Origin of the sequence: Allobosea sp. TAF32, from assembly GCF_052113585.1 — a bacterium.
Classification (GTDB): domain Bacteria; phylum Pseudomonadota; class Alphaproteobacteria; order Rhizobiales; family Beijerinckiaceae; genus Allobosea.
The window spans coordinates 884,589-903,513 of sequence record NZ_JBFRDM010000001.1; the positions used below are offsets into that span (position 1 = coordinate 884,589).

The 18,925-nt window shown below is 66.4% G+C and carries 19 protein-coding genes; 8 read left to right on the top strand and 11 right to left on the bottom strand.

All coding sequences use genetic code 11. The features are described 5' to 3' along the window. Nucleotides 1–6 precede the first annotated feature (6 nt). Together AB4Z16_RS04120 and AB4Z16_RS04125 are read left to right on the top strand one after the other, a co-directional pair. Entirely contained in the window at nt 7–357 is a 351-nt protein-coding gene (locus tag AB4Z16_RS04120; RefSeq protein ID WP_441510033.1) for a RidA family protein, read from the top strand. Between the two features lie 212 nt (nt 358–569). Further along, on the top strand, nt 570–1,877 hold the full coding sequence (locus tag AB4Z16_RS04125) for a coiled-coil domain-containing protein (protein WP_441510034.1): 1,308 nt from the start codon (nt 570–572) through the stop codon (nt 1,875–1,877). A 16-nt stretch (nt 1,878–1,893) separates the two neighbouring features. Here the strand turns inward: AB4Z16_RS04125 and AB4Z16_RS04130 are convergent, their stop codons facing one another. Continuing rightward, nucleotides 1,894–3,042 (bottom strand): aminotransferase, encoded by a 1,149-nt coding sequence (locus AB4Z16_RS04130; protein WP_441510035.1) that lies wholly within the window; start codon nt 3,040–3,042, stop codon nt 1,894–1,896. A 368-nt stretch (nt 3,043–3,410) separates the two neighbouring features. On the opposite strand from AB4Z16_RS04130, the gene AB4Z16_RS04135 reads away from it, so the two are divergent. The 3 genes from AB4Z16_RS04135 (at nt 3,411) to AB4Z16_RS04145 (ending at nt 7,695) form a co-directional block, all read left to right on the top strand. Next, nucleotides 3,411–4,892 (top strand): cobyric acid synthase, encoded by a 1,482-nt coding sequence (locus AB4Z16_RS04135; protein ID WP_441510036.1) that lies wholly within the window; start codon nt 3,411–3,413, stop codon nt 4,890–4,892. 184 nt (nt 4,893–5,076) lie between these two features. Further along, nucleotides 5,077–5,673, top strand: coding sequence for a TetR/AcrR family transcriptional regulator (locus AB4Z16_RS04140; protein WP_441510037.1), 597 nt, complete (start codon nt 5,077–5,079; stop codon nt 5,671–5,673). A gap of 66 nt (nt 5,674–5,739) precedes the next feature. After that, nucleotides 5,740–7,695, top strand: a complete 1,956-nt coding sequence (locus AB4Z16_RS04145) for an SDR family NAD(P)-dependent oxidoreductase (protein WP_441510125.1) — start codon at nt 5,740–5,742, stop codon at nt 7,693–7,695. Here the strand turns inward: AB4Z16_RS04145 and AB4Z16_RS04150 are convergent. From AB4Z16_RS04150 to AB4Z16_RS04160, 3 genes are all read right to left on the bottom strand, one after another. Continuing rightward, nucleotides 7,619–8,548, bottom strand: a complete 930-nt coding sequence (locus AB4Z16_RS04150; RefSeq protein WP_441510038.1) for an NAD-dependent epimerase/dehydratase family protein — start codon at nt 8,546–8,548, stop codon at nt 7,619–7,621. The genes AB4Z16_RS04145 and AB4Z16_RS04150 overlap by 77 nt on opposite strands. Continuing rightward, nucleotides 8,541–9,557: an MraY family glycosyltransferase gene (locus AB4Z16_RS04155; protein WP_441510039.1), complete on the bottom strand. Its 1,017-nt coding sequence runs from the start codon at nt 9,555–9,557 to the stop codon at nt 8,541–8,543. The genes AB4Z16_RS04150 and AB4Z16_RS04155 overlap by 8 nt, the downstream gene beginning before the upstream one ends. Before the next feature lie 98 nt (nt 9,558–9,655). Beyond that, a complete protein-coding gene (locus AB4Z16_RS04160; protein WP_441510040.1) occupies nt 9,656–10,108 on the bottom strand; it encodes a hypothetical protein in 453 nt (150 codons plus the stop codon). Between AB4Z16_RS04160 and AB4Z16_RS04165 the strand changes: the two genes are divergently transcribed. Next, complete coding sequence (locus AB4Z16_RS04165; protein ID WP_441510041.1) at nt 10,107–10,532, top strand: hypothetical protein; 426 nt, start codon at nt 10,107–10,109, stop codon at nt 10,530–10,532. The genes AB4Z16_RS04160 and AB4Z16_RS04165 overlap by 2 nt on opposite strands. Here the strand turns inward: AB4Z16_RS04165 and rfbA are convergent. From rfbA to AB4Z16_RS04190, 5 genes are all read right to left on the bottom strand, one after another. Next, on the bottom strand, nt 10,508–11,380 hold the full coding sequence (gene rfbA / locus AB4Z16_RS04170) for a glucose-1-phosphate thymidylyltransferase RfbA (protein ID WP_441510042.1): 873 nt from the start codon (nt 11,378–11,380) through the stop codon (nt 10,508–10,510). The genes AB4Z16_RS04165 and rfbA overlap by 25 nt on opposite strands. Nucleotides 11,381–11,383: 3 nt before the next feature. Continuing rightward, a complete protein-coding gene (gene rfbD, locus AB4Z16_RS04175) occupies nt 11,384–12,277 on the bottom strand; it encodes a dTDP-4-dehydrorhamnose reductase (protein ID WP_441510043.1) in 894 nt (297 codons plus the stop codon). Next, on the bottom strand, nt 12,277–12,834 hold the full coding sequence (gene rfbC, locus AB4Z16_RS04180) for a dTDP-4-dehydrorhamnose 3,5-epimerase (protein ID WP_441510044.1): 558 nt from the start codon (nt 12,832–12,834) through the stop codon (nt 12,277–12,279). Before rfbC ends, rfbD begins: the two co-directional genes overlap by 1 nt. Before the next feature lie 16 nt (nt 12,835–12,850). Further along, on the bottom strand, nt 12,851–13,906 hold the full coding sequence (gene rfbB / locus AB4Z16_RS04185) for a dTDP-glucose 4,6-dehydratase (protein WP_441510045.1): 1,056 nt from the start codon (nt 13,904–13,906) through the stop codon (nt 12,851–12,853). Nucleotides 13,907–14,013: 107 nt separating this feature from the next. Continuing rightward, nucleotides 14,014–15,102: a 2'-deoxycytidine 5'-triphosphate deaminase gene (locus AB4Z16_RS04190; RefSeq protein WP_441510046.1), complete on the bottom strand. Its 1,089-nt coding sequence runs from the start codon at nt 15,100–15,102 to the stop codon at nt 14,014–14,016. Nucleotides 15,103–15,300: 198 nt separating this feature from the next. Here AB4Z16_RS04190 and apaG point away from each other — a divergent pair, with 198 nt between their 5' ends. Then, a complete protein-coding gene (gene apaG / locus AB4Z16_RS04195) occupies nt 15,301–15,693 on the top strand; it encodes a Co2+/Mg2+ efflux protein ApaG (protein ID WP_441510047.1) in 393 nt (130 codons plus the stop codon). Next, nucleotides 15,690–16,868: an acetylornithine deacetylase gene (argE, locus tag AB4Z16_RS04200; RefSeq protein ID WP_441510048.1), complete on the top strand. Its 1,179-nt coding sequence runs from the start codon at nt 15,690–15,692 to the stop codon at nt 16,866–16,868. The genes apaG and argE overlap by 4 nt, the downstream gene beginning before the upstream one ends. Nucleotides 16,869–16,983: 115 nt before the next feature. Here argE and AB4Z16_RS04205 read toward each other — a convergent pair whose 3' ends face one another. Then, nucleotides 16,984–17,985: an Hsp33 family molecular chaperone gene (locus AB4Z16_RS04205; protein WP_441510049.1), complete on the bottom strand. Its 1,002-nt coding sequence runs from the start codon at nt 17,983–17,985 to the stop codon at nt 16,984–16,986. After that, nucleotides 17,985–18,905, bottom strand: a complete 921-nt coding sequence (argF, locus tag AB4Z16_RS04210; protein WP_441510050.1) for an ornithine carbamoyltransferase — start codon at nt 18,903–18,905, stop codon at nt 17,985–17,987. Before argF ends, AB4Z16_RS04205 begins: the two co-directional genes overlap by 1 nt. Between the last annotated feature and the right edge of the window lie 20 nt (nt 18,906–18,925).

Consider the following 18,925-nt stretch of genomic DNA (forward strand, 5'->3'; position numbering starts at 1 on the left):
CAGATTATGACCATTCAGCGTATCGGCGTCGGCCCGCGCATGTCCAAGGCCGTCGTGCACGGCAACACCGTCTATCTGGCCGGCCAGGTTGCGGACAAGGCCGCCGGCAAGAGCGTGGGCGAGCAGACCGCCGACATCCTCGGCATCATCGACGGGCTCCTGGCCGAGGCCGGCACCGACAAGTCGAAGCTGCTGATGGTCAACATCTGGCTCTCCGACATGTCGACCTTCGCCGAGATGAATGCCGTCTGGGACAAGTGGGTCGTTGCCGGCCAGACCCCGGGCCGCGCCACCGTCGAGGCCAAGCTCGCCGCGCCGCAGTTCACGGTCGAGATCGCGGTCATCGCCGCGAAATAAGTATTTGGAGCATTCCGTGTTCTTCGACGCGCGGAATGCTCTATCTCTTCGTGCTGTCGCATTTTCTTCACGCGAACCGGTATCCACTTCGCGCGAAAATGCTTTAGGCCGAGCCGGAGCGGGAGGCAATCATCAGTCAACCCGACGAGATCGTCCCGCTTCTGGCGCGCGTCGCAGGACGCCACGGCCTGCCGCCGGTGGCGCTGGCGGCGATGATCGCGGATTGGCTGCGCCGCCCCGGTTCGACACCTCCCGCTGAGGCCCTGCTCGATCGCAAGGCGGGGGATTTCCAGGCCCTGGTCCAGCGCCTGGCGATGGAACATGGCGACGGCGAGATCCAGCGCCTGCGCCGCGAGGCCGCCGGCGCCCTGGCCACCGGGCGTCTTGCCGAAGCGGACAGGGCTCTGGCGCAGACCGAGTTGCATGCCATCGGCGGATCGACCGACCTTTCGACATTGCCGATCGAACGCCGGCTGCTGATCGGCGAGAACCGGGCAGACCGGGCGGCGCTCAGCTTCCTGCGCACTACCGCCGAGAGCTATCAGGAGGCTTCAACCCGCTACGGCGAGGCCTCCACCCTGATCGGCCTCGCCGATGTCGAGCGCAGCCGTGCGGCGGCGCTGGAACAGGCCAAGGCTCTGGCACGCATCAGCGACGATTTCGGCGGGCGTGAGGGCTATGACGGGGCCGTCGCAACATTGCGCCGCTTGCTGGAAGGTCTCGACCGTCTGGCGGATACCGTGGCTTTTGCCGGCGCCCAGGACGCGCTGGCTGCTGCTCTCGAAGGCCTTGCGGGGCTCACCGGAGAGGCGAAACTGCTCACGGCCGCGCTCGCCCATTGCCGTTCGGGCGCCGAATATCTCAGCCGCGACGAGGATCCACCGCTGTGGCGAGCGCTCAAGCTGCGCATCGGCCGCATCGCGGTCAAGCTCGGGGTCGCGCAGAAGGATGACGAGCTTCTCGAGGAAGCCATAGCCACCTACGCCAGCGTCCTCAGCGCCTGGAACCGCGCCGATGACGAACCGCGCTGGCTCGAAGCCGAGCATATGATCTCGCGCGCCCGGGCGACGCTCGGTCGGCGCCGGAGCGATCTTTCGCTGCTGGAGCGCGCCTTCAACGGCCTTAACCGCGTGTCCATGGCGACGGAGCGCAGCCGCGAGCCGCTGCGCTGGGCGGAGCTGCAGGACCAGATGGGCAGCGTGCTCGCCGCCATGGGCGAACGCTACAGCGAACCGGTCGTCGTCGAGGAGGCGATCGCAGCCTTTGCCGCCGCCCTGCAGGAACGACGGCAGGACAAGGTGCCTTTGCTCTGGGCACGCAGCTTCGCCAACCAGGCCGAAGCCATGCTTCAGCTGGCGCGGCGCAACAAGGACAAGGAGCTGGCGCAGAAGGCGCTGGCCCAGCTGATGACGGCGACGGAGACGGCGCGGCGCGCGCCAGGCGGGGATTCGCTCGCTGCCGACCTCCAGAAGCGGCTCGTCGCCGCCGGCGCCGTCGCGACCAAGCTGATCGGCGGCTGACGAACAGCCATCCGCCTCAACGCGGACGGCGGATCGCAAGCCTCTCCAGCGCCGCATCGAGCGTCGCGTCGCGCTTGGCGAAGCAGAAGCGGACGACGTTCTTGACCGCTCCTTCGGCGTAGAAGGCGCTGACCGGGATCGCAGCGACGCCGCTTTCGGTGACGAGGCGCCGGCAGAAATCGGCGTCGTCGCTCTCGCCGAGCGGGGCGATATCGACATTCAGGAAATAAGTGCCGGCGCTGGGCAGCACCGCAAAGCCGAGATCGCGCAAGCCCGCGGCGAAGCGGTCGCGCGAGCGCTGGAAATCGGCACGCATACCCTCGAAATAGTCATCGCCCTTGCCCAGCCCATAGGCGACGGCCGCCTGCAGGTTCGGCGGGGTGGTGAACGTGATGTATTGATGCGCCTTGGCAAGGACCCGCATGATCGCCGGAGCGGCCATGACGAGCCCGACCTTCCAGCCCGTGAGCGAGAAGATCTTGCCCGCAGAGGAGATCTTGACGGTACGTTCGCGCATATCCGGCCGGCCCAGCACCGAGGCATGGCGGTGCCCGTCGAACACGACATGTTCCCAGACCTCGTCGCAGATCGCGATGGCGTCGTGCCGGACGCAGAAATCGGCGAGGAGATCGAGGTCTGTCTTGCCGAAGATCGTCGCCGTCGGGTTGAGCGGGTTGTTGAACAGCACGACCTTCGTCTTGGGGGAGAAGGCCTTGGCCAGCGCCTCCTCCGTCAGACCGAAATGCGGCGGCGTCAGCGTCACGAATTTCGGGATGCCGCCAGCGCGCCGAACCAGCGGCAGATAGGCGTCGTACATCGGCTCGAACAGCACGACCTCGTCGCCGGGCGTGACAAGAGCCATCAGCGCCCCGGCGATCGCCTCGGTCGCGCCGGACGTCACCATCACCTCGGTGTTCGGATCGAGATCGAGCCCCTGCCAGTGCTTGTAATGCGTGGCTGCGGCCTGACGCAGCTCCGGCAGGCCCATCATCGGCGGATATTGGTTCCAGCCGTCCAAGACGGCGTCCGCGGCCTTGCGCCGCACATCCTCCGGACCGGGATCGTCCGGAAAGCCCTGGCCGAGATTGACCGCGCCGGTTTCGCGCGCGAGCTGCGACATCGTCTCGAAGACGGTGGTCGGAAGGGCGGAGAAGATCGGATTCATCGCAGAGGCCGGCAGAAAAGAGGACGAAGCCGGCTTTAACATGCCGGATGGCGGCGCGCATCCCGATGCTTGTGCCGAGCCGGAGCGCCCGCATCAAGTGCCGAGTGATGAATGTTGACATTCATCATCGGTCAGTGTCTATTGAGTCTCAGCCGGTCCTCGGCGGGATCCTGTTACGACTTCGCCCCTTTGGCGTAGCAAGGTGCCGCAGTGGACCGGCGAACCTTGTCAGCATGGTGATCCTTCCGGGGCGTATTCCGCCTGGGAACGCCCGATGCAGACGGCACCAAAGTTCAACACCTTCCTTGCGTGACGATTGCCCCGGCTGGCGGCTTTCCGCACCCCGTGAAACCGGGCTAAGCAGGGCGATGTCCCGCGCGTCCACGCCCGCCATCATGATCCTCGGCACCGGCTCCAATGTCGGAAAGTCGCTGGTGGTCGCCGGCCTTTGCCGGCTCTTCGCGAATCGCGGTCTCGCCGTAGCGCCCTTCAAGCCGCAGAACATGTCGAACAATGCCGCCGCCACGGCAGCGGGCGAGATCGGGCGCGCGCAGGCGCTGCAGGCGCGCGCCGCGCGCATCGCGCCGCATCCCGACATGAACCCGGTGCTGCTGAAACCCGAGGGCGAGCAAGGCAGCCAGGTCATCCTGCAAGGCCGCGTCGCCGGGCGGCTCACTTCCCGCGATTTCGCTCGGCGCGGCGATTTTCTGCCCCGCGTTCTGGAAAGCTTCGAGCGCCTCGGCGAGCAGGCCGATCTGATCCTCGTCGAAGGAGCGGGCTCGCCGGCCGAGACCAATCTGCGCGCGCGCGACATCGCGAATCTCGGCTTTGCGCGAGCCGCCGGCGTTCCTGCGGTGCTGGTCGGCGATATCGACCGGGGCGGGGTGATCGCCAGCCTCGTCGGCACCCATGCAGTGCTGGATCGGGCCGACCGGGCGATGATCCGCGCTTTCGCGATCAACCGCTTCCGCGGTGATGTCGGGCTTTTCGGCCCCGGCCTCGACACCATAGCGGCGGCCACCGGATGGCCCTCGCTCGGCGTCATCCCCTGGTTCGCGGATGCGGCGCGCCTGCCTGCGGAAGACGGCCTCGATATCCGTTCAGGGCGCAAGCCCGGTGCGCGCATCAAGATCGCAGTGCCCGTGCTGCCGGGCATCGCCAATTTCGACGACCTCGATCCGCTCAAGCTGGAGGACTGCGTCGACCTTGCGATGATCGGCCCGGGCCAGGCGCTCCCAGGGGATGCCGATCTCGTCATCCTGCCGGGCTCCAAGACGACCTTGCGGGACCTTGCGGCACTGCGACGGGAGGGCTGGGACATCGACATCCTCGCCCATCGCCGCCGCGGAGGGCATGTCCTCGGCCTCTGCGGCGGCTATCAGATGCTCGGACGCGTGGTGCGCGACCCGCTCGGCCTGGAAGGCCCTGCCGGAGAGGCGACCGGCCTTGGCCTTCTCGATGTCGAAACCAGCCTCGATGCCGAGAAGACCGTTCGCGAGGTCGGCTTCAGCCACGTTGCCAGCGCCACCAACGGGCAGGCCTATGAAATCCATCTCGGCCGAACCGTGGGCGGCGACACCGCCCGCGCGCCATTCCAGGTCGATGGTCGGGCCGAGGGTGCGGCCAGCGCCGACGGACGGGTTGCCGGCAGCTATCTGCATGGCGTCTTTGCCTCGGATGCAGTGCGCAGCGCCTGGCTCGCCCATATCGCAGGTGCCAACCTGTCCTCGGCGCTGGGCTACGGCGACGCCGTCGACAGCACGCTCGACGCGCTTGCGGGCCATATCGAGCGCCATATCGACATCGATGCGCTGCTCGACATCGCAAAATCGCGCTCTCCGACCGTATAGGGCAGCGCCCGCGGATCGCGGCCCATCGCCCATGGCAGCGGCTTGTCAGGATTTGACTTCAGCCAGAATTGATGCAGGTCAACGCAAAAGTCTTTATCTGCCATAATGTTGACGAATGACGAAATTCGTCATAAGGATCAATTCTTCACCGCATTCGTTGAAATACAAACAAGCCGGCGACGCCGTGAGTCATTCCGAACGCGATACCAAGCAGATCATCGTCGACACCGCCGAGCGCTTTTTTCGGGACATCGGCTATCAGAAGACGACCGTGGCGGACATCGCGAAGTCCCTACGGATGAGCCCCGCCAATGTCTACCGCTTCTTCGATTCCAAGAAGTCGATCAATGAAGCCGTGCTGGAGCGCTACAAGCGCGAGCAGGAAGAAGCGATCGCCACCATCGCCGCCGAGGATCGGCCTGCGGCCGACCGGCTTCGCGATATCCTCGCGACCTCCTACCGGCTTAACGCCGCCCGCTTCGCCGGGCATGCCCGTATGCAGGAAATGGTCTGCGCGGCCATGGAGGAAAGCTGGGATGCGATCATCGCCCATATCGAGCGCTTCGACGTCGTCCTGCGCCGAGTCGTGGCCGACGGCATCTCCCGAGGCGAGTTTCGGCCTGTTGAGCCTGCCCATGCGACGGGCTGCATCCGCACGGCGATGATTCGCTTCATGCACCCGCTGCTGATCACGCAATGCGAGTGTATTCCCGGCCCTTCGCCCGACGAAATGATCGCCTTCGTCCTCAGCGCGCTGGAAGCCAGGCCGCCCGCGAACTGAGCAAGCGCCCATCGGCGCGTTGACAAGCCATCGAGGGAGCGGGATACCCCGCCTGACATGGCCATCCTGCCCAAACAGAATCTGAAGAAGACGGCGGTCGTCGTCCACGACCTCGTGATGACGGCGCTGGCGATCTGGCTCGTCTTCGTCGTCCGCTTCGAAGGCGCGCTGCTCGACGAGCATTTGCGCTATCTGCCGCGATTCCTGCCGTTCTTCGTGGCTTATGCCGGGCTGGTCTACTGGTTCTTCTCGCTCTATCGCTCGAAGTGGCGCTTCGCCTCGCTGCCGGACCTGTCGAATATCGTCAAGGCCGTCTCGGTTCTCACCGTCTCGCTGCTGGCTGTCGACTATGTGCTCGTCGCGCCCAATTTCTACGGCAATTTCTATTTCGGCAAAATCACCATCGCCCTCTACTGGCTCGTCCAGAATTCGCTGCTGGGCGGACCGCGCCTTGCCTATCGCTATCTGAAATATGCCCGGTCGCGCTCCAGCGCAGGGCGCGAGGCGACCCTGCCGACGCTGATTCTCGGGCGCGGCGTCGAAGTCGAAATGGTGATCCGCGCCATCGAGACGGGAACGATGAAGCGACTACGCCCTGCCGGCATTCTGTCGCCCCGCCCCGACGATCTCGGCCAGTCGATCCGCGGCGTCCCGGTGCTCGGCCTGCTGTCCGACATCGAAGGAATCGCGTCCGAGGCTGCCGAACGTGGCGAGGCCTTCCGCCGCATCGTCGCCACGCCCTCGGCGCTGTTGCCGGAGGCGCAGCCGGAGAAATGGCTCGCCCGGACCCGTAAACTCGCCCTGCCGATCTCGCGCATCGAGGCGCTCGGCGAGGGCGCGCGCGACACCGAGGTTGCACCGCTGGAAATCGAAGACCTGCTGGTGCGCTCGACGGTCGCCATCGACCGCGAACGGCTGGGCGGGTTCCTCAAAGACAAGCGGGTGATCGTGACGGGCGGCGGCGGCTCGATCGGCTCGGAGATCTGCCTGCGCTGCGCCGCCTTCGGCGCCGCCGAACTGCTGATCGTCGAGAGCTCCGAGCCCGCCCTGTTCCAGATTACCGAGCAGCTGGCCGTCCAGGCGCCGGACACGGCTGTCTCGGGCGTCCTGGCCGATGTGCGAGACCGCCAGCGCATCATCCCGCTCTTCGTCGCCTTCCGGCCGGATATCGTGATCCACGCCGCCGCGCTTAAGCACGTCCCCTATCTCGAGGCGGATTGGAGCGAGGGCATCAAGACCAACATCTTCGGCTCGGTGAACGTGACCGACGCCGCCGTTGCGGCGCAGGCGAAGACCTTCGTGATGATCTCGACCGACAAGGCGATCGAGCCGGTCTCCATGCTCGGCGCGACCAAGCGCTTTGCCGAGATGTATGCGCAGTCGCGCGATGCCGAGTTTGTGGCCGCCGCCTCCGACATGCGGCTCGTGGCCGTGCGCTTCGGCAATGTGCTCGGCTCGGTCGGTTCCGTAGTGCCGAAATTCAAGGCGCAGATCGCGCGCGGCGGCCCCGTCACCGTCACCAGCCCCGACATGATCCGCTATTTCATGACGATCCGCGAGGCCTGCGACCTCGTGCTGACCGCGGCGTCGCACGCCACCGTCGGCGGGCAGGATGCCGAGCGGGCGGCGGTCTATGTGCTCAAGATGGGCCAGCCCATGCGAATCATGGATCTGGCCGAGCGGATGATCCGCCTTGCCGGCTTCGAGCCGGGCGAGGATATCGAGATCATCGTGTCAGGCGTCAGGCCCGGCGAACGCCTGAACGAAATCCTGTTTGCCCGGGACGAGCCGATGGCCGAAACGGGGCTTGACGGCGTCATGGCCGCCAAGCCGATCTTCGCCGGCCGCGCCCGCCTGCAAGGCTGGCTGACCCGGCTTGAAGCGGCGATCAAGGCCGACGACCGTGGCGCGGCCAATGCAGTGCTCGAAGAGGCGATCCCAGATTTCAGCCAGCGCGAGGCGCAGCAGCAAGGCGCGCCAGAGCCGCGCCCGTCTCTACAGGCGGCCGCCAGCCGGCCTTGAGCAGGCGCTCGGGCCGCGCGACGAGGCTCCCTGCCAGCTTGAGAAAGGTTTCCTCGCGCCCGGCGAGACGCGCCAGCCGCCTGAGAAGCGATTCCGGCACCGAAATCAGCCCCGGCGAACGACCGAGGCCGGAGCGCAACGCCGCCAGCATGTCGGCGACGCTCATCGGCTCGGGGTCGGCGACCGCATAGGCCTGCCTTGCCGGGCAATCGGGCGTCAACGCGAAACGGACGGCATCGGCCATGTTCTCGACGGCGAGCAAGGAGCGTGGCGCGTTTAGGGCACCAAGCGGGAGGGGCAGCGGCAGGCTTGCCAGCCTGAGCAATGCCGCCATGTTGGCCTTGACGCCTGGGCCATAGATCAGCACCGGCCGCAGCGCCACCCAATCGAGAGAGAGCTGATCGAGCCCTCGTTCGGCCGCGAGCTTGGAACGGCCATAGGCATCGCCGGGCACAGGCTCCGCTGTTTCTGACAGGGGAGGCCCGTCGAAAGCGCCGGACAATGCCTTGATCGAGGAAAGGTAGACGAAGCGCCGCACGCCGGCCACCGCGGCCGCCTGTGCCAGTTCCAGCGTCGCTTCGGTGTTGATGCGGGCGTAGAGCGCTTCGTCCAAGCCAGGCCCGGCGTGGGCCAAGCCCGCCATATGGACCACGTGATCGACGCCTTCGAGCGCCGGCGTCCAATCGATCGGCCCCGCCAGGTCGCCCGTCAGGATGGTTTCGACGCCGGGTGGCACATCATGGGGCCGGCGCTGGGCGAGACGCAGGCGATAGCCGGCCTGCGTCAGAGCTGCAACGACATGCGGGCCGACGAAGCCACTGGCGCCGGTCACGAGGATCAATGGGCTAGCCATGGCGCGGACCCGCCGCAAAGCGGCGCAGCAGCAAACCCGTCAGCAGGCCGGCGGCAACGAGGCAACCTAGCTGGACCCCGGTCTGCGGCCAGGCGATCGAGATGCCAGCCAACACGACGAGAGCGACATTCAAGAGCGCGACGCGGCGGACCACAGCAATCACGCTGAAGCCGTTCGTCGTCGCCTGCTGGTAGAAATGCGAGCGATGCGCCTCCCAGACCTTCTCGCCGCGCGCCAGCCGGCGCAGCAGCGTGATGGTGGCATCGGCGATGTGGTAGAGCGGCAGGATCACCGCCGCGGCAAAGGCGCCGGTCCCGGCGAGCCGGTAGAGCAGATAGGCCGTGACGAGGCCGATCGGGAGCGAGCCGACATCTCCGAGAAACAGCCGGGCTACCGGTTTGTTGAAGGGGGCGAAGCCGATCAGCCCGCCACAGAGCGCAGCGGACAGCCAACCGGTAACCGGATCGATCGCGCCCAGGCTTCCCGCCAGTGCGAGAGCGCCGGCGAGCGGCACGATGCCCGCGACGGTGATCCAGTCGAGCCCATCCATGAAATTGACGAGGTTGACGAACCAGACTCCGGCCAGAAGGGCCAGCGCCCGCTCGACCGCCAGCGGCACGATCTCCGGAAACAGGCGCAATCCAGGCGCGGCGCCAAACAGCACATAGCCGACGCAGGCCGCCTGCAGCACCAGACGGAGGCTGGCCGGCAGGGGCCGTATATCGTCCCAGGCTCCGACCACGGCCAGCGCCACGACTGCCGAGCCGAGGATCAGCACCGTCCGCCACGCTTCGCTTTCCGCCCGGCCGAGCCAGAGCGCCACGGCCAAGGCCAAGAGGGTTCCGATCAGCACGGCGAGGCCCCCGCCCTGCGGCGTCGGCACTTTGTGGCTTGAGCGCGCATTCGGCCGAGCCAGCGCATAGCGCAACAGAAGCGGGCGCAGCCGAACGCATAGCAACGCCGCCAGGAAGGCGGCGGCGAAGAGAGCGACAAACGGGATCAACAGCATCGACAAAGCGGGCCGCACCATAGCCGAGGCTGCGCAAAAGCCTAGTGGCTAAATGCGCGAGATGACCTTCGCCGACCCGTGCCAGCCCGCGATGGAGGCTATTGCTTGAAGGCGACCAACACGCCGTCGGCGCCAAACGAAAGCTGAAGCCCCTCCCGACGCGTCGCGAGCCGCAGGGTCACGCCCTTGTCGTTGCGCAGCCAGACATTGCCGCTTCCCTTATTGCCCACGGCCCAGCCTTCCTTCAACTGGACATAAGCGCCGGGGAAGTCGGAGACATTGCGCAGCCCATAGACCGTCCCCGTCGCGACGGTCCGGGAGGCGCCGACCGTACCGATTCCGATACCGCCGACAGTGATCGGATAGGAGCGGCCACGGAAGCGCAAGGTTCCGCCGCCTCCCTCGCCCGAGGCGATAAAGCCCGCCTGAAGCTGCTCGATGCGAACGGAACCCGTGGAAGGCCCGAGCGAGCGCGCCGACTGCGCCATGGCTGGCGGAGCCAACATCATGAAGGCCGCGAGGGAAACGGCGGTGTGCCTGATCGTGATCATGTCCTACTCCTTGCGCCCGGTTGGCAGCGCGAGGAATGAACCCGCGAAACGCGATTTCGATCCCGACAGAGGGGCGAAGCCAACAAATCTCGCGTTGCCGGGGTGCCTCCGGGAGGGGGCGAAAGCCAAAACATCAGCCTCAAAGGCCGGAACCATGCAAATCGACGCAATTTTACCTGTCGAATTGATCGCGATTTCAGAGCTTGCCGGCATCGTCCCGCGCAACGTTCCATCCGCCGCAGGTCACCATGTCTCCCGTTCGCTTCGTCAGCTTCGCTTTCCTGCTGGCGCTCGCCGTATTTTTCTTCTCGGCGGCGCAATCGGCACCGGTGTGAACCGGCTTTTGGCGCCCCCAAATCGTCGTTTCGGCTGCTGGCTCCGTTGCCCTGGCCCGCCGAGCTATGCCCCCGTTTCAGCGATCTGAACGATGTAGCGGCCGTAATCGCTCTTAGCGATTTCCTCGCCGAGAACTCTTAACTGGACGCTTGAAATCCATCCCTGGCGATAGGCGATCTCCTCGGGGCAGGCGATGCGCAGGCCCTGGCGTGCTTCCAGCGTGCGGACGAACTCGCCGGCCTCGAGCATGCTGTCGGGGGTGCCGGTGTCGAGCCAGGCGAAGCCGCGGCCCATGGATTCCACCGAAAGCTCGCCGCGCTCCAGATAGATGCGGTTGATGTCGGTAATCTCCAGCTCGCCACGCGGCGAGGGCTTCAGGGATCTTGCGATGTCGACGACCTGGCCGTCGTAGAAATAGAGGCCCGTTACAGCCCAGCTCGACTTCGGTACGGGAGGCTTTTCCTCGATCGAGATCGCCTTGCCGGTCTTGTCGAATTCGACGACGCCGTAACGCTCAGGGTCGCGCACATGATAGGCGAAGACCGTCGCGCCGCGGGTCCGCGCCCTTGCGCGGGCCATCATCTCAGGCAGGCTGTGGCCATAATAGAGATTGTCACCGAGGATCAACACCGACGGCCTGCCACCGACGAAGTCCGCGCCGATCAGATAGGCCTGGGCCAAACCGCCGGGATGAGGCTGTTCCGCATAGCTGAGGCTCATGCCCCAGCTCGATCCATCGCCGAGCAGCCGCTGGAACTGCGGCAGATCGTGCGGGGTCGAGATGATCAGCACCTCGCGGATACCGGCCAGCATCAGCGTCGACAGCGGATAATAGATCATCGGCTTGTCGTAGACCGGCAGAAGCTGCTTCGACATCGCCAGAGTCATCGGATGCAGTCGCGTGCCGGAGCCGCCGGCTAGGATGATGCCCTTCATCGTCTAGTCCTGATCCTTGAGAAGCCGCTCGACACAAGCCCGAAGCGAGCCTTGCCACTCCGGCAGGCCGACGCCATGCGTCACTGCCAGTTTCGTCGAGTCGAGCCGCGAATTCGCCGGCCGGCGCGCCGGCGTCGGATAGTCTGCCGTCGCAATGCGCTTCACCGCGACCGACTTGCCGCCCAGGCGCACCTGTTCGGCGAAGATCGCCTCGGCAACATCGGCCCAGACGGCCTCGCCCCGGGCTGCCATATGGAAGATGCCGCGCAGGGAAGCCTCGCCTGGCCGCTCGACGAGATTGCGTGCCACGGCGAAGATCGCGTCGGCAATGTCGAGCGCACTGGTCGGGCAGCCCCGCTGATCGGCGACGACGCCGACCTCGTCGCGCGTCTCGGCCAGGCGCAGCATGGTCTTGACGAAATTCTTGCCGAAGGGGCTGTAGATCCAGGCTGTGCGCAGGATCGCGTGGTTGTCGGTCGCCGCAGCGACAGCCTGCTCGCCGGCGAGCTTGCTGGCGCCATAGGCCGAGATTGGCCCGGTCGGGTCGTTCTCGCGATAGGGGCGGTCGAGCGCGCCGTCGAAGACATAGTCGGTCGAGAGCTGGATCACGGGAACGCCGAGAGCCGAGGCGGCCCGGGCCGCCTCGCCAGCCGCCTCGCCGTTGACGCGCATGGCAAGCTCCGGCTCGCTCTCGGCCTGGTCCACGGCCGTATAGGCGGCGGTGTTGACGATGACGTCAGGCCGGGCTGCGCGCAGGGCTGGCGCGACCGTTCTGGGGATGGCGAGGTCGAGGTCCGGCCGGCGCAGCGCGATGACCTCGGCGCCGACGGGCACGCGTTCCAGCATGGCGCGGACGACCTGGCCGGCCCAGCCGGTGACGACGATGCGGAGTGTCATCAGTCGAAATAACGCAGCATCTCGGCGAGGCGCGGATGCTTGCGGTCCTTGTCGGAGAGGGTGAGCGAGGCCAGCGGCGCGCCCCAGTCGATGCCGAGCGCCGGGTCGTCGAAGGCGAGCCCGTGATCGTTCTCGGGCGCATAGGGTGCCGTGACCTTGTAGAGCACCTCAGTATCCGGCTCGAGCGTGACGAAGCCATGCGCGAAACCGGTCGGGACCAGGATCTGCTTCCAGTTCTCGGCCGAGAGCTCGACTGCGACATGCCTGCCGAAGCTCGGGGACGAGGCGCGGATGTCCACCGTGACGTCGAGAATGCGGCCGCGCGTCACCCGCACCAGCTTGTCCTGCGCGAAGGGCGGCGACTGGAAATGCAGCCCGCGCAGCGTGCCCACCGGTGCCGACAGCGACTGGTTGTCCTGAACGAAATCGAGATCGAGCCCAGCCTCGGCGAAGGCTTTGCGGCTCCAGGTTTCCGAGAAGAAGCCGCGATGATCGCCGAACTTCTTCGGCGTGATGACCTTGACGGCAGGGATCGCCGTTTCCTCGACGCTCAGCATCGCTTCCGTTTCCCCTTCAGGCCGCGCCGAGGCGCTCGCCGCGATAGATGCCGGAACGGATGTCGCCCCACCATTTCGGATTGGCGAGATACCATTCGACGGTGCGGCGCAAGCCGGTCTCGAAAGTCTGCTTCGGCTTCCAGCCGAGCTCGCGGCCGATCTTGCCTGCATCGATCGCATAGCGCGCGTCGTGGCCCGGCCGGTCGGTGACATAGGAGATCAGGCGCTCGCGCGCACCCTTCGGGTCGGGCCTGAGCTCGTCGAGGATGGCGCAGATCGCCTTCACCACCTCGATATTAGTCTTCTCGTTATGGCCGCCGATATTGTAGCTCTCGCCGAGCTTGCCGGCGGTCGCCACCGTGAGCAGGGCGTCGGCATGGTCGTCGACATAGAGCCAGTCGCGCACATTGAGCCCGTTGCCATAGACCGGCAGAGGCTTGCCCTCGAGCGCGTTGATAATGATCAGCGGGATCAGCTTCTCGGGGAAGTGATAGGGCCCGTAATTGTTCGAGCAATTGGTCATCACCACCGGCAGGCCGTAAGTGTGGTGCCAGGCCCGCACGAGATGGTCCGACGCCGCCTTGGACGCCGAATAGGGCGAGTTCGGCTGATAGGCCGTATCTTCGCGGAAGAAGCCGTCAGCGCCCAGCGAGCCGAAGACCTCGTCGGTCGAGATATGGTGGAAGCGGAAGCGCGCCTTGTCCTCGACCGGCAGCGTCCGATAGTGGCGCAGCGCCTCCTGCAGCAGCGTGAAGGTGCCGACAACATTCGTCTCGATGAAGGCGGCCGGTCCGTCGATCGAGCGATCGACATGGCTCTCGGCCGCCAGATGCATCACCACGTCGGGAGCGAAATCGGCAAAGATCGCCTTCATCCGCAGGGCGTCGCCGATGTCCGCCTGCTCGAAGCGGTAGCGGTTGCTGCCTGCAACAGGATCCAGCGATGCCAGATTGCCGGCATAGGTCAGCTTGTCGACCACGCAGACCTGATGCTCGGTCTCCCCGATCAGCTTCCGAACAACCGCCGAACCGATGAAGCCGGCACCGCCGGTGACGAGAAAACGCGAGGGCATTCTTGCGCGCCTCCGAGCAAGCCAGTGTCTTCAGCCGTGAAGCTCAGGGCAAGGACCAGCCTTGAGACGACGTGTCAAGCATCGCGCGTTCGCCGCCCCAGTCCCGGTCAGGCCTTGAAATGCTTGGAGAGCTTGAGGGCCTGGCCCTGATAGTTCGATTTCAGGCCGGCGCCGTAGAGCGCCTCCGGCCGTGCCGCCATGGTCTCGTAGACGAGCCGTCCGACGATCTGGCCGTCCTCGATGATGAACGGCACGTCGCGGGAGCGAACCTCGAGCACGGCACGCGCGCCTTGGCCACCGGCGGCGCTGTGGCCGAAGCCGGGGTCGAAGAAGCCGGCATAGTGCACCCTGAATTCGCCGACGAGCGCATCGAAAGGCGTCATCTCCGCGGCATAATCCGGCGGGACGTGCACAGCCTCCTTGGAGGCCAGGATATAGAACTGGCCGGGGTCGAGGATCATGCTGCGCGAGCCGTCGGCGGGAATCGGCTCCCAGAAATCGGCGGCGCGATAGGCGCCGACGCGATCGACATCGATCAGTGCGGTGTGATGCTTGCCGCGATAGCCGAGCAAACCGTCGAAACCCGAGAGGTCGACGCTGACCGCGACGCCGCCTTGGAAAGAGGGCTCAGCGGCCGTGACCAGCGTCTCGCGGGCATGAACCTCTTCGAGTGCACGGTCACCGAGCCAGGTCTCACCGGAGCGGAAGCGGATCTGCGAGAGCCGCGAGCCGGAACGTACCAGCACCGGGAAGGTGCGCGGCGAGATCTCGATGAAGAGCGGCCCCTCATAGCCATCCTCGACCAGATCGAATTCACGAGCCCGGTCGGTGATGACGCGGGTGAAGACGTCGAGACGGCCGGTCGAGCTCTTCGGGTTGGCGGCGGCGCGCAGCCCCTTGGGCAGCATCAGGCCTTCCATCAGCTCCGCGATGTAGACGCAGTCCGTTTCCAGTACCGCGCCGCGCGTCAGATCGATCTCATGCAGCGAGAGATCCTCGATCCGGCTGCGCACGGTGCGCTCGGGGCCAGGCAGGAAGCTGGCACGGACACGATAGGCACGATCGCCCAGCCGCAGATCGAGGCTCGCGGGCTGAATCTGCCCTTCCGCCGGCGGCCGGGCAAGCCTGATCGCGCCCTGCTCGATGAAGGCGCGGATGGAGCTGTCTGGCTGGATGCCGGGCTTGAAGGGCAACATGCGAGGTCCGCAGGGGTAATCGATCATAGCTAGCGAAGCACTCCTGAAAGGCCAAGCACGGCGGACCGCATGCGGGCAATAGCCACAGGGTTGTCCACGCCAGAATCACGGCACAGATGCATTGACGCTGCCGCTGGCAGGCCGATAACTGAACCGTGGCGGCAAACGTCGTCACAGGCTGCAGCCGGAGCCTCGACGATGTATCAGGCACAGACGCGCGGCGTGCGTGTGACCGTGGCGCCATCCTTCCTGGAAGCGGAATCCTCACATGCGCAGGGCCGCTATTTCTGGGCCTACGCGATCGAGATCGTGAATCTCTCGACGCAGACGGTGCAATTGATGACCCGCCACTGGTTCATCACCGACGGGCGCGGCGAGATGCACGAGGTGCGCGGCGAAGGCGTCGTCGGCAGGCAGCCGGTGCTCAGACCGGGCGAGAGCTTCAACTATACCTCAGGCTGCCCGCTGACGACGCCGGACGGCTCGATGCACGGTTTCTACGCCATGCAGGATGAGAGCGGCACGATCTTCGACGTGGAAGTGCCGCTCTTCCCGCTCGACTCCCCTTATGTGAAGAAGGTTCTGCATTGACCGCCTCCGCTCAAACCGGGCAGCGCTACACGCCGCTCGAGATGCTCGCCCGCCTCGTCGCCTTCGACACGGTCAGCGACAAATCCAACCTGCCGCTGATCGATTTCGTCGAGAATTATCTCGCCGGTTGGGGCGTGCCGTCCGTGCGCTTCCCGAATGCGGCGGGCGACAAGACGGCGCTGTTCGCGACCGTCGGCCCGCAGGATCGCGGCGGCGTCGTGCTGTCGGGGCATACCGACGTCGTGCCGGTGACCGGCCAGGCCTGGAGCCGCGACCCGTTCACGCTGCATGTCGAGAACGGCCGCGCCTATGGCCGCGGCGCCGTCGACATGAAGGGCTTCCTCGCGTTGGGGCTGGCGCTCGTGCCGGATTTCCTCGCTGCCGACCTCAAGACGCCGATCCACTTGTTCCTGTCTTATGATGAGGAGGTGACCTGCCTCGGCGTCGTCGACGGCATCACCGCGATGGGCAAGACGCTGCCGCGGCCGCGCGCGGTCATCGTCGGGGAGCCGACCTCGCTGGACATCTGCGACGCGCATAAGGGCGTCAGGACGTTCCAGACCGTGATCAAGGGCTTCGCCGCGCATTCCTCCAAGCCGCAGCTCGGCGCCAGCGCCGTCCATGCCGGGGCGCTGCTCGCAGCCGAGCTCGACCACATGGCCGAGGACGCCAAGCAGAGGCTGGATGCGAGCGGTCGCTTCGACCCGCCCTACGACACCGTCCATATCGGCTCGTTCCATGGCGGCATCGCCCGCAACATCCTGGCCGATCACAGCGAGATCCTCTGGGAGATCCGCACCCTGCCGACCTCCGATCCCGAGGCGGGCCCCGCCCGCTTTGCCACCGTGTCGGACAAGGTTCAGGCGCGCATGCGCTCGACCGCACCGAGCGCGGCGATCTTGACGGAAATGACCTCGGATGTGCCGGGGCTCGCGCCCGAGCCGGGCTCAGAGGCCGAGCGGCTCGCCATGCGCCTGTCCGGGCGCAACCACACCATCGCGGTCGCCTATGCGACAGAGGCAGGGCATTTCCAGCATGCGGGGCTGGCGACCGTGGTCTGCGGGCCCGGTTCGATCGACCAGGCGCATCAGCCCGACGAATACATCACGCTGGAGCAGCTCCAGGCCGGCGAGGCGTTCATGCGAAAGCTGATGGCGGAGTGTCAGAACGGCTGAAGCTGACGTCATTCTCGGGCCGCGCCCGGCGCGGACCCGAGAATCTTCCACCGGAGAGGTTCGGGAAACGCTGCCTTCTCGTCATGCGATGCTCGGGTCAAGCCCGAGCATGACGTCAAAGCCCCGCCGACAACCCGTCCTCGACCTCGGCCGGGTCGAAACTGTAGCGCCGCGAGCAGAACTCGCAGGTGACGCCGAGCTTCCCGTCATCGGCGATCATCGCGCGGCGGTCCTCGGGCGCAAAGCCGCGCAACATCGCCAGCACGCGCTCACGCGAACAGCGGCAGGCCTCGCGGACGAGGACCGGCTCGAAGACGCGGGCGCCACGCTCGTGGAAGAGCCGGTAGAGCAGGCGCTCGCTCTCCAGCATCGGGTCGAGCAGCTCATGGTCCTCGACCGTCTCCACCAGCGAGCGCGCCTCCATCCAAGCGTCGTCGCTGATGCCGTCGGGATCACCGCTCAGGATCTCATGCCCCTCCGGCGCATCGCCGGGATGGATGTCGGCGGCCCGCAGGCGATCGGGCGAATGCGGCATGAACTGGACGAGGATGCCGCCGGCGCGCCATTGCGGCCGGCCGCCGGTCGTGACCGTGCCGACGCCGAGCCGCACGCGGGTCGGGATCTGCTCGGACTGGCGGAAATACTGATGCGCCGCCTCTTCGAGCCCCTGGCGCTTCAGCGCGACGATGCCCTGGTAGCGGGTCGTGGTCGTCCCTTGGTCGACCGTCATGGCGAGGTGGCCCTCGCCCAGCAGCTCGCCGGTGGAAAGCTTCTCGAGCGCGATCGCCTGGGCAAGCTTCGCCTCGTCGATATGGGCGACGGCGCGGAAATTGTCGGGCGCGTTGAAGTCGACCACCATCATCGAGATCGCGCCGTCGCTCTTGGTCTGGAGCTGGAAGCGCCCCTCGAACTTCAGCGCCGTGCCCAGCAGCACGGTCAGCGCAGCCGCCTCGCCCAGCACGCGCGAGACCGGCGCGGGATAGTTGTGTCGCTCGAGAATCGTGTCGATCGACGGGCCCAGCCGCGCCACGCGGCCGCGCACATCGAGATCGGGCACGGCGAAGGGCACGACCCGGTCGTCGAGCCCCGCGGTGACGCCTGTGTCGTCGGCGGCCATCAGGCCGCCACTCCGCCGAAGCACCAGGCGAGGATGCCCTTCTGCGCATGCAGCCGGTTCTCAGCCTCATCGAAGACCGCCGATTGCGGACCGTCCATGATCTGGTCGGTGACCTCCTCGCCGCGCGAGGCCGGCAGGCAGTGCATGAAGATCGCGTCCTTCTCGGCGCGCTCCATCAGCCTCTCATCGACCTGATAGGGCCGCAGGAGGTTGTGGCGCGTGCCCTCCTCGTCACCCATGGACACCCAGCAATCAGTGATGACGCAGTCGGCGCCCTCCACCGCTTCCTCGGGCCGGCTGGTCAGCGAGAGCTTCGCACCCTGCTTCTTGGCCCAGGAGATCAGGGCCGGAGGCGGGGCGAGTTCCTCGGGTGTTGCTATCGCGAGCTCGAAATCGAGGCGTCCGGCGGCGTGGACCCAAGAGGTCAGCACGTTGTTGGTGTCGCCGGTCCAAGCGATGCGCTTGCCCTGGATCGAGCCCTTGCGCTCCTGGAAGGTCATGATATCGGCCATGACCTGGCAGGGATGCTGGCGCTTGGTCAGCCCGTTGATCACCGGCACCGTGGCGTATTTCGCCATCTCCACCAGCGAGTCGTGATCGAGGATACGGATCATGATCGCATCGACATAGCGCGAGAGGACGCGGGCGGTATCGGCAATGGTCTCGCGCTCACCGAGCTCGATCTCATGGCCGGCGACCATCATCGGCGAACCGCCGAGCTCACGGATGCCGACATCGAAGGAAACGCGCGTGCGCAGCGAGGGCTGCTCGAAGATCATGGCGATGACCTTGCCTTCGAGCAGGCGATCCCCCGCGGCGGCCGGTGTGCGACGTCGCGATTTCATCTCCTCGCCCGCGCGCAGGATCGCGCGCAGCTCACTGCCGGAGAAATCGGAGAGATCGAGGAAATGGCGCGTCACGGGCGCTTCCTTCGCTTCGC

Coding starts and splice junctions, on each gene's coding strand:
- AB4Z16_RS04120 (WP_441510033.1), top strand. CDS start 7: ATGACCATTCAGCGTATCGGCGTCGGCCCGCGCATGTCCAAGGCCGTC.
- AB4Z16_RS04125 (WP_441510034.1), top strand. CDS start 570: ATGATCGCGGATTGGCTGCGCCGCCCCGGTTCGACACCTCCCGCTGAG.
- AB4Z16_RS04130 (WP_441510035.1), bottom strand. CDS start 3,042: ATGAATCCGATCTTCTCCGCCCTTCCGACCACCGTCTTCGAGACGATG.
- AB4Z16_RS04135 (WP_441510036.1), top strand. CDS start 3,411: ATGTCCCGCGCGTCCACGCCCGCCATCATGATCCTCGGCACCGGCTCC.
- AB4Z16_RS04150 (WP_441510038.1), bottom strand. CDS start 8,548: ATGGCTAGCCCATTGATCCTCGTGACCGGCGCCAGTGGCTTCGTCGGC.
- AB4Z16_RS04155 (WP_441510039.1), bottom strand. CDS start 9,557: ATGCTGTTGATCCCGTTTGTCGCTCTCTTCGCCGCCGCCTTCCTGGCG.
- AB4Z16_RS04165 (WP_441510041.1), top strand. CDS start 10,107: ATGTCCTACTCCTTGCGCCCGGTTGGCAGCGCGAGGAATGAACCCGCG.
- AB4Z16_RS04160 (WP_441510040.1), bottom strand. CDS start 10,108: ATGATCACGATCAGGCACACCGCCGTTTCCCTCGCGGCCTTCATGATG.
- rfbA (WP_441510042.1), bottom strand. CDS start 11,380: ATGAAGGGCATCATCCTAGCCGGCGGCTCCGGCACGCGACTGCATCCG.
- rfbD (WP_441510043.1), bottom strand. CDS start 12,277: ATGACACTCCGCATCGTCGTCACCGGCTGGGCCGGCCAGGTCGTCCGC.
- rfbC (WP_441510044.1), bottom strand. CDS start 12,834: ATGCTGAGCGTCGAGGAAACGGCGATCCCTGCCGTCAAGGTCATCACG.
- rfbB (WP_441510045.1), bottom strand. CDS start 13,906: ATGCCCTCGCGTTTTCTCGTCACCGGCGGTGCCGGCTTCATCGGTTCG.
- AB4Z16_RS04190 (WP_441510046.1), bottom strand. CDS start 15,102: ATGTTGCCCTTCAAGCCCGGCATCCAGCCAGACAGCTCCATCCGCGCC.
- apaG (WP_441510047.1), top strand. CDS start 15,301: ATGTATCAGGCACAGACGCGCGGCGTGCGTGTGACCGTGGCGCCATCC.
- AB4Z16_RS04205 (WP_441510049.1), bottom strand. CDS start 17,985: ATGGCCGCCGACGACACAGGCGTCACCGCGGGGCTCGACGACCGGGTC.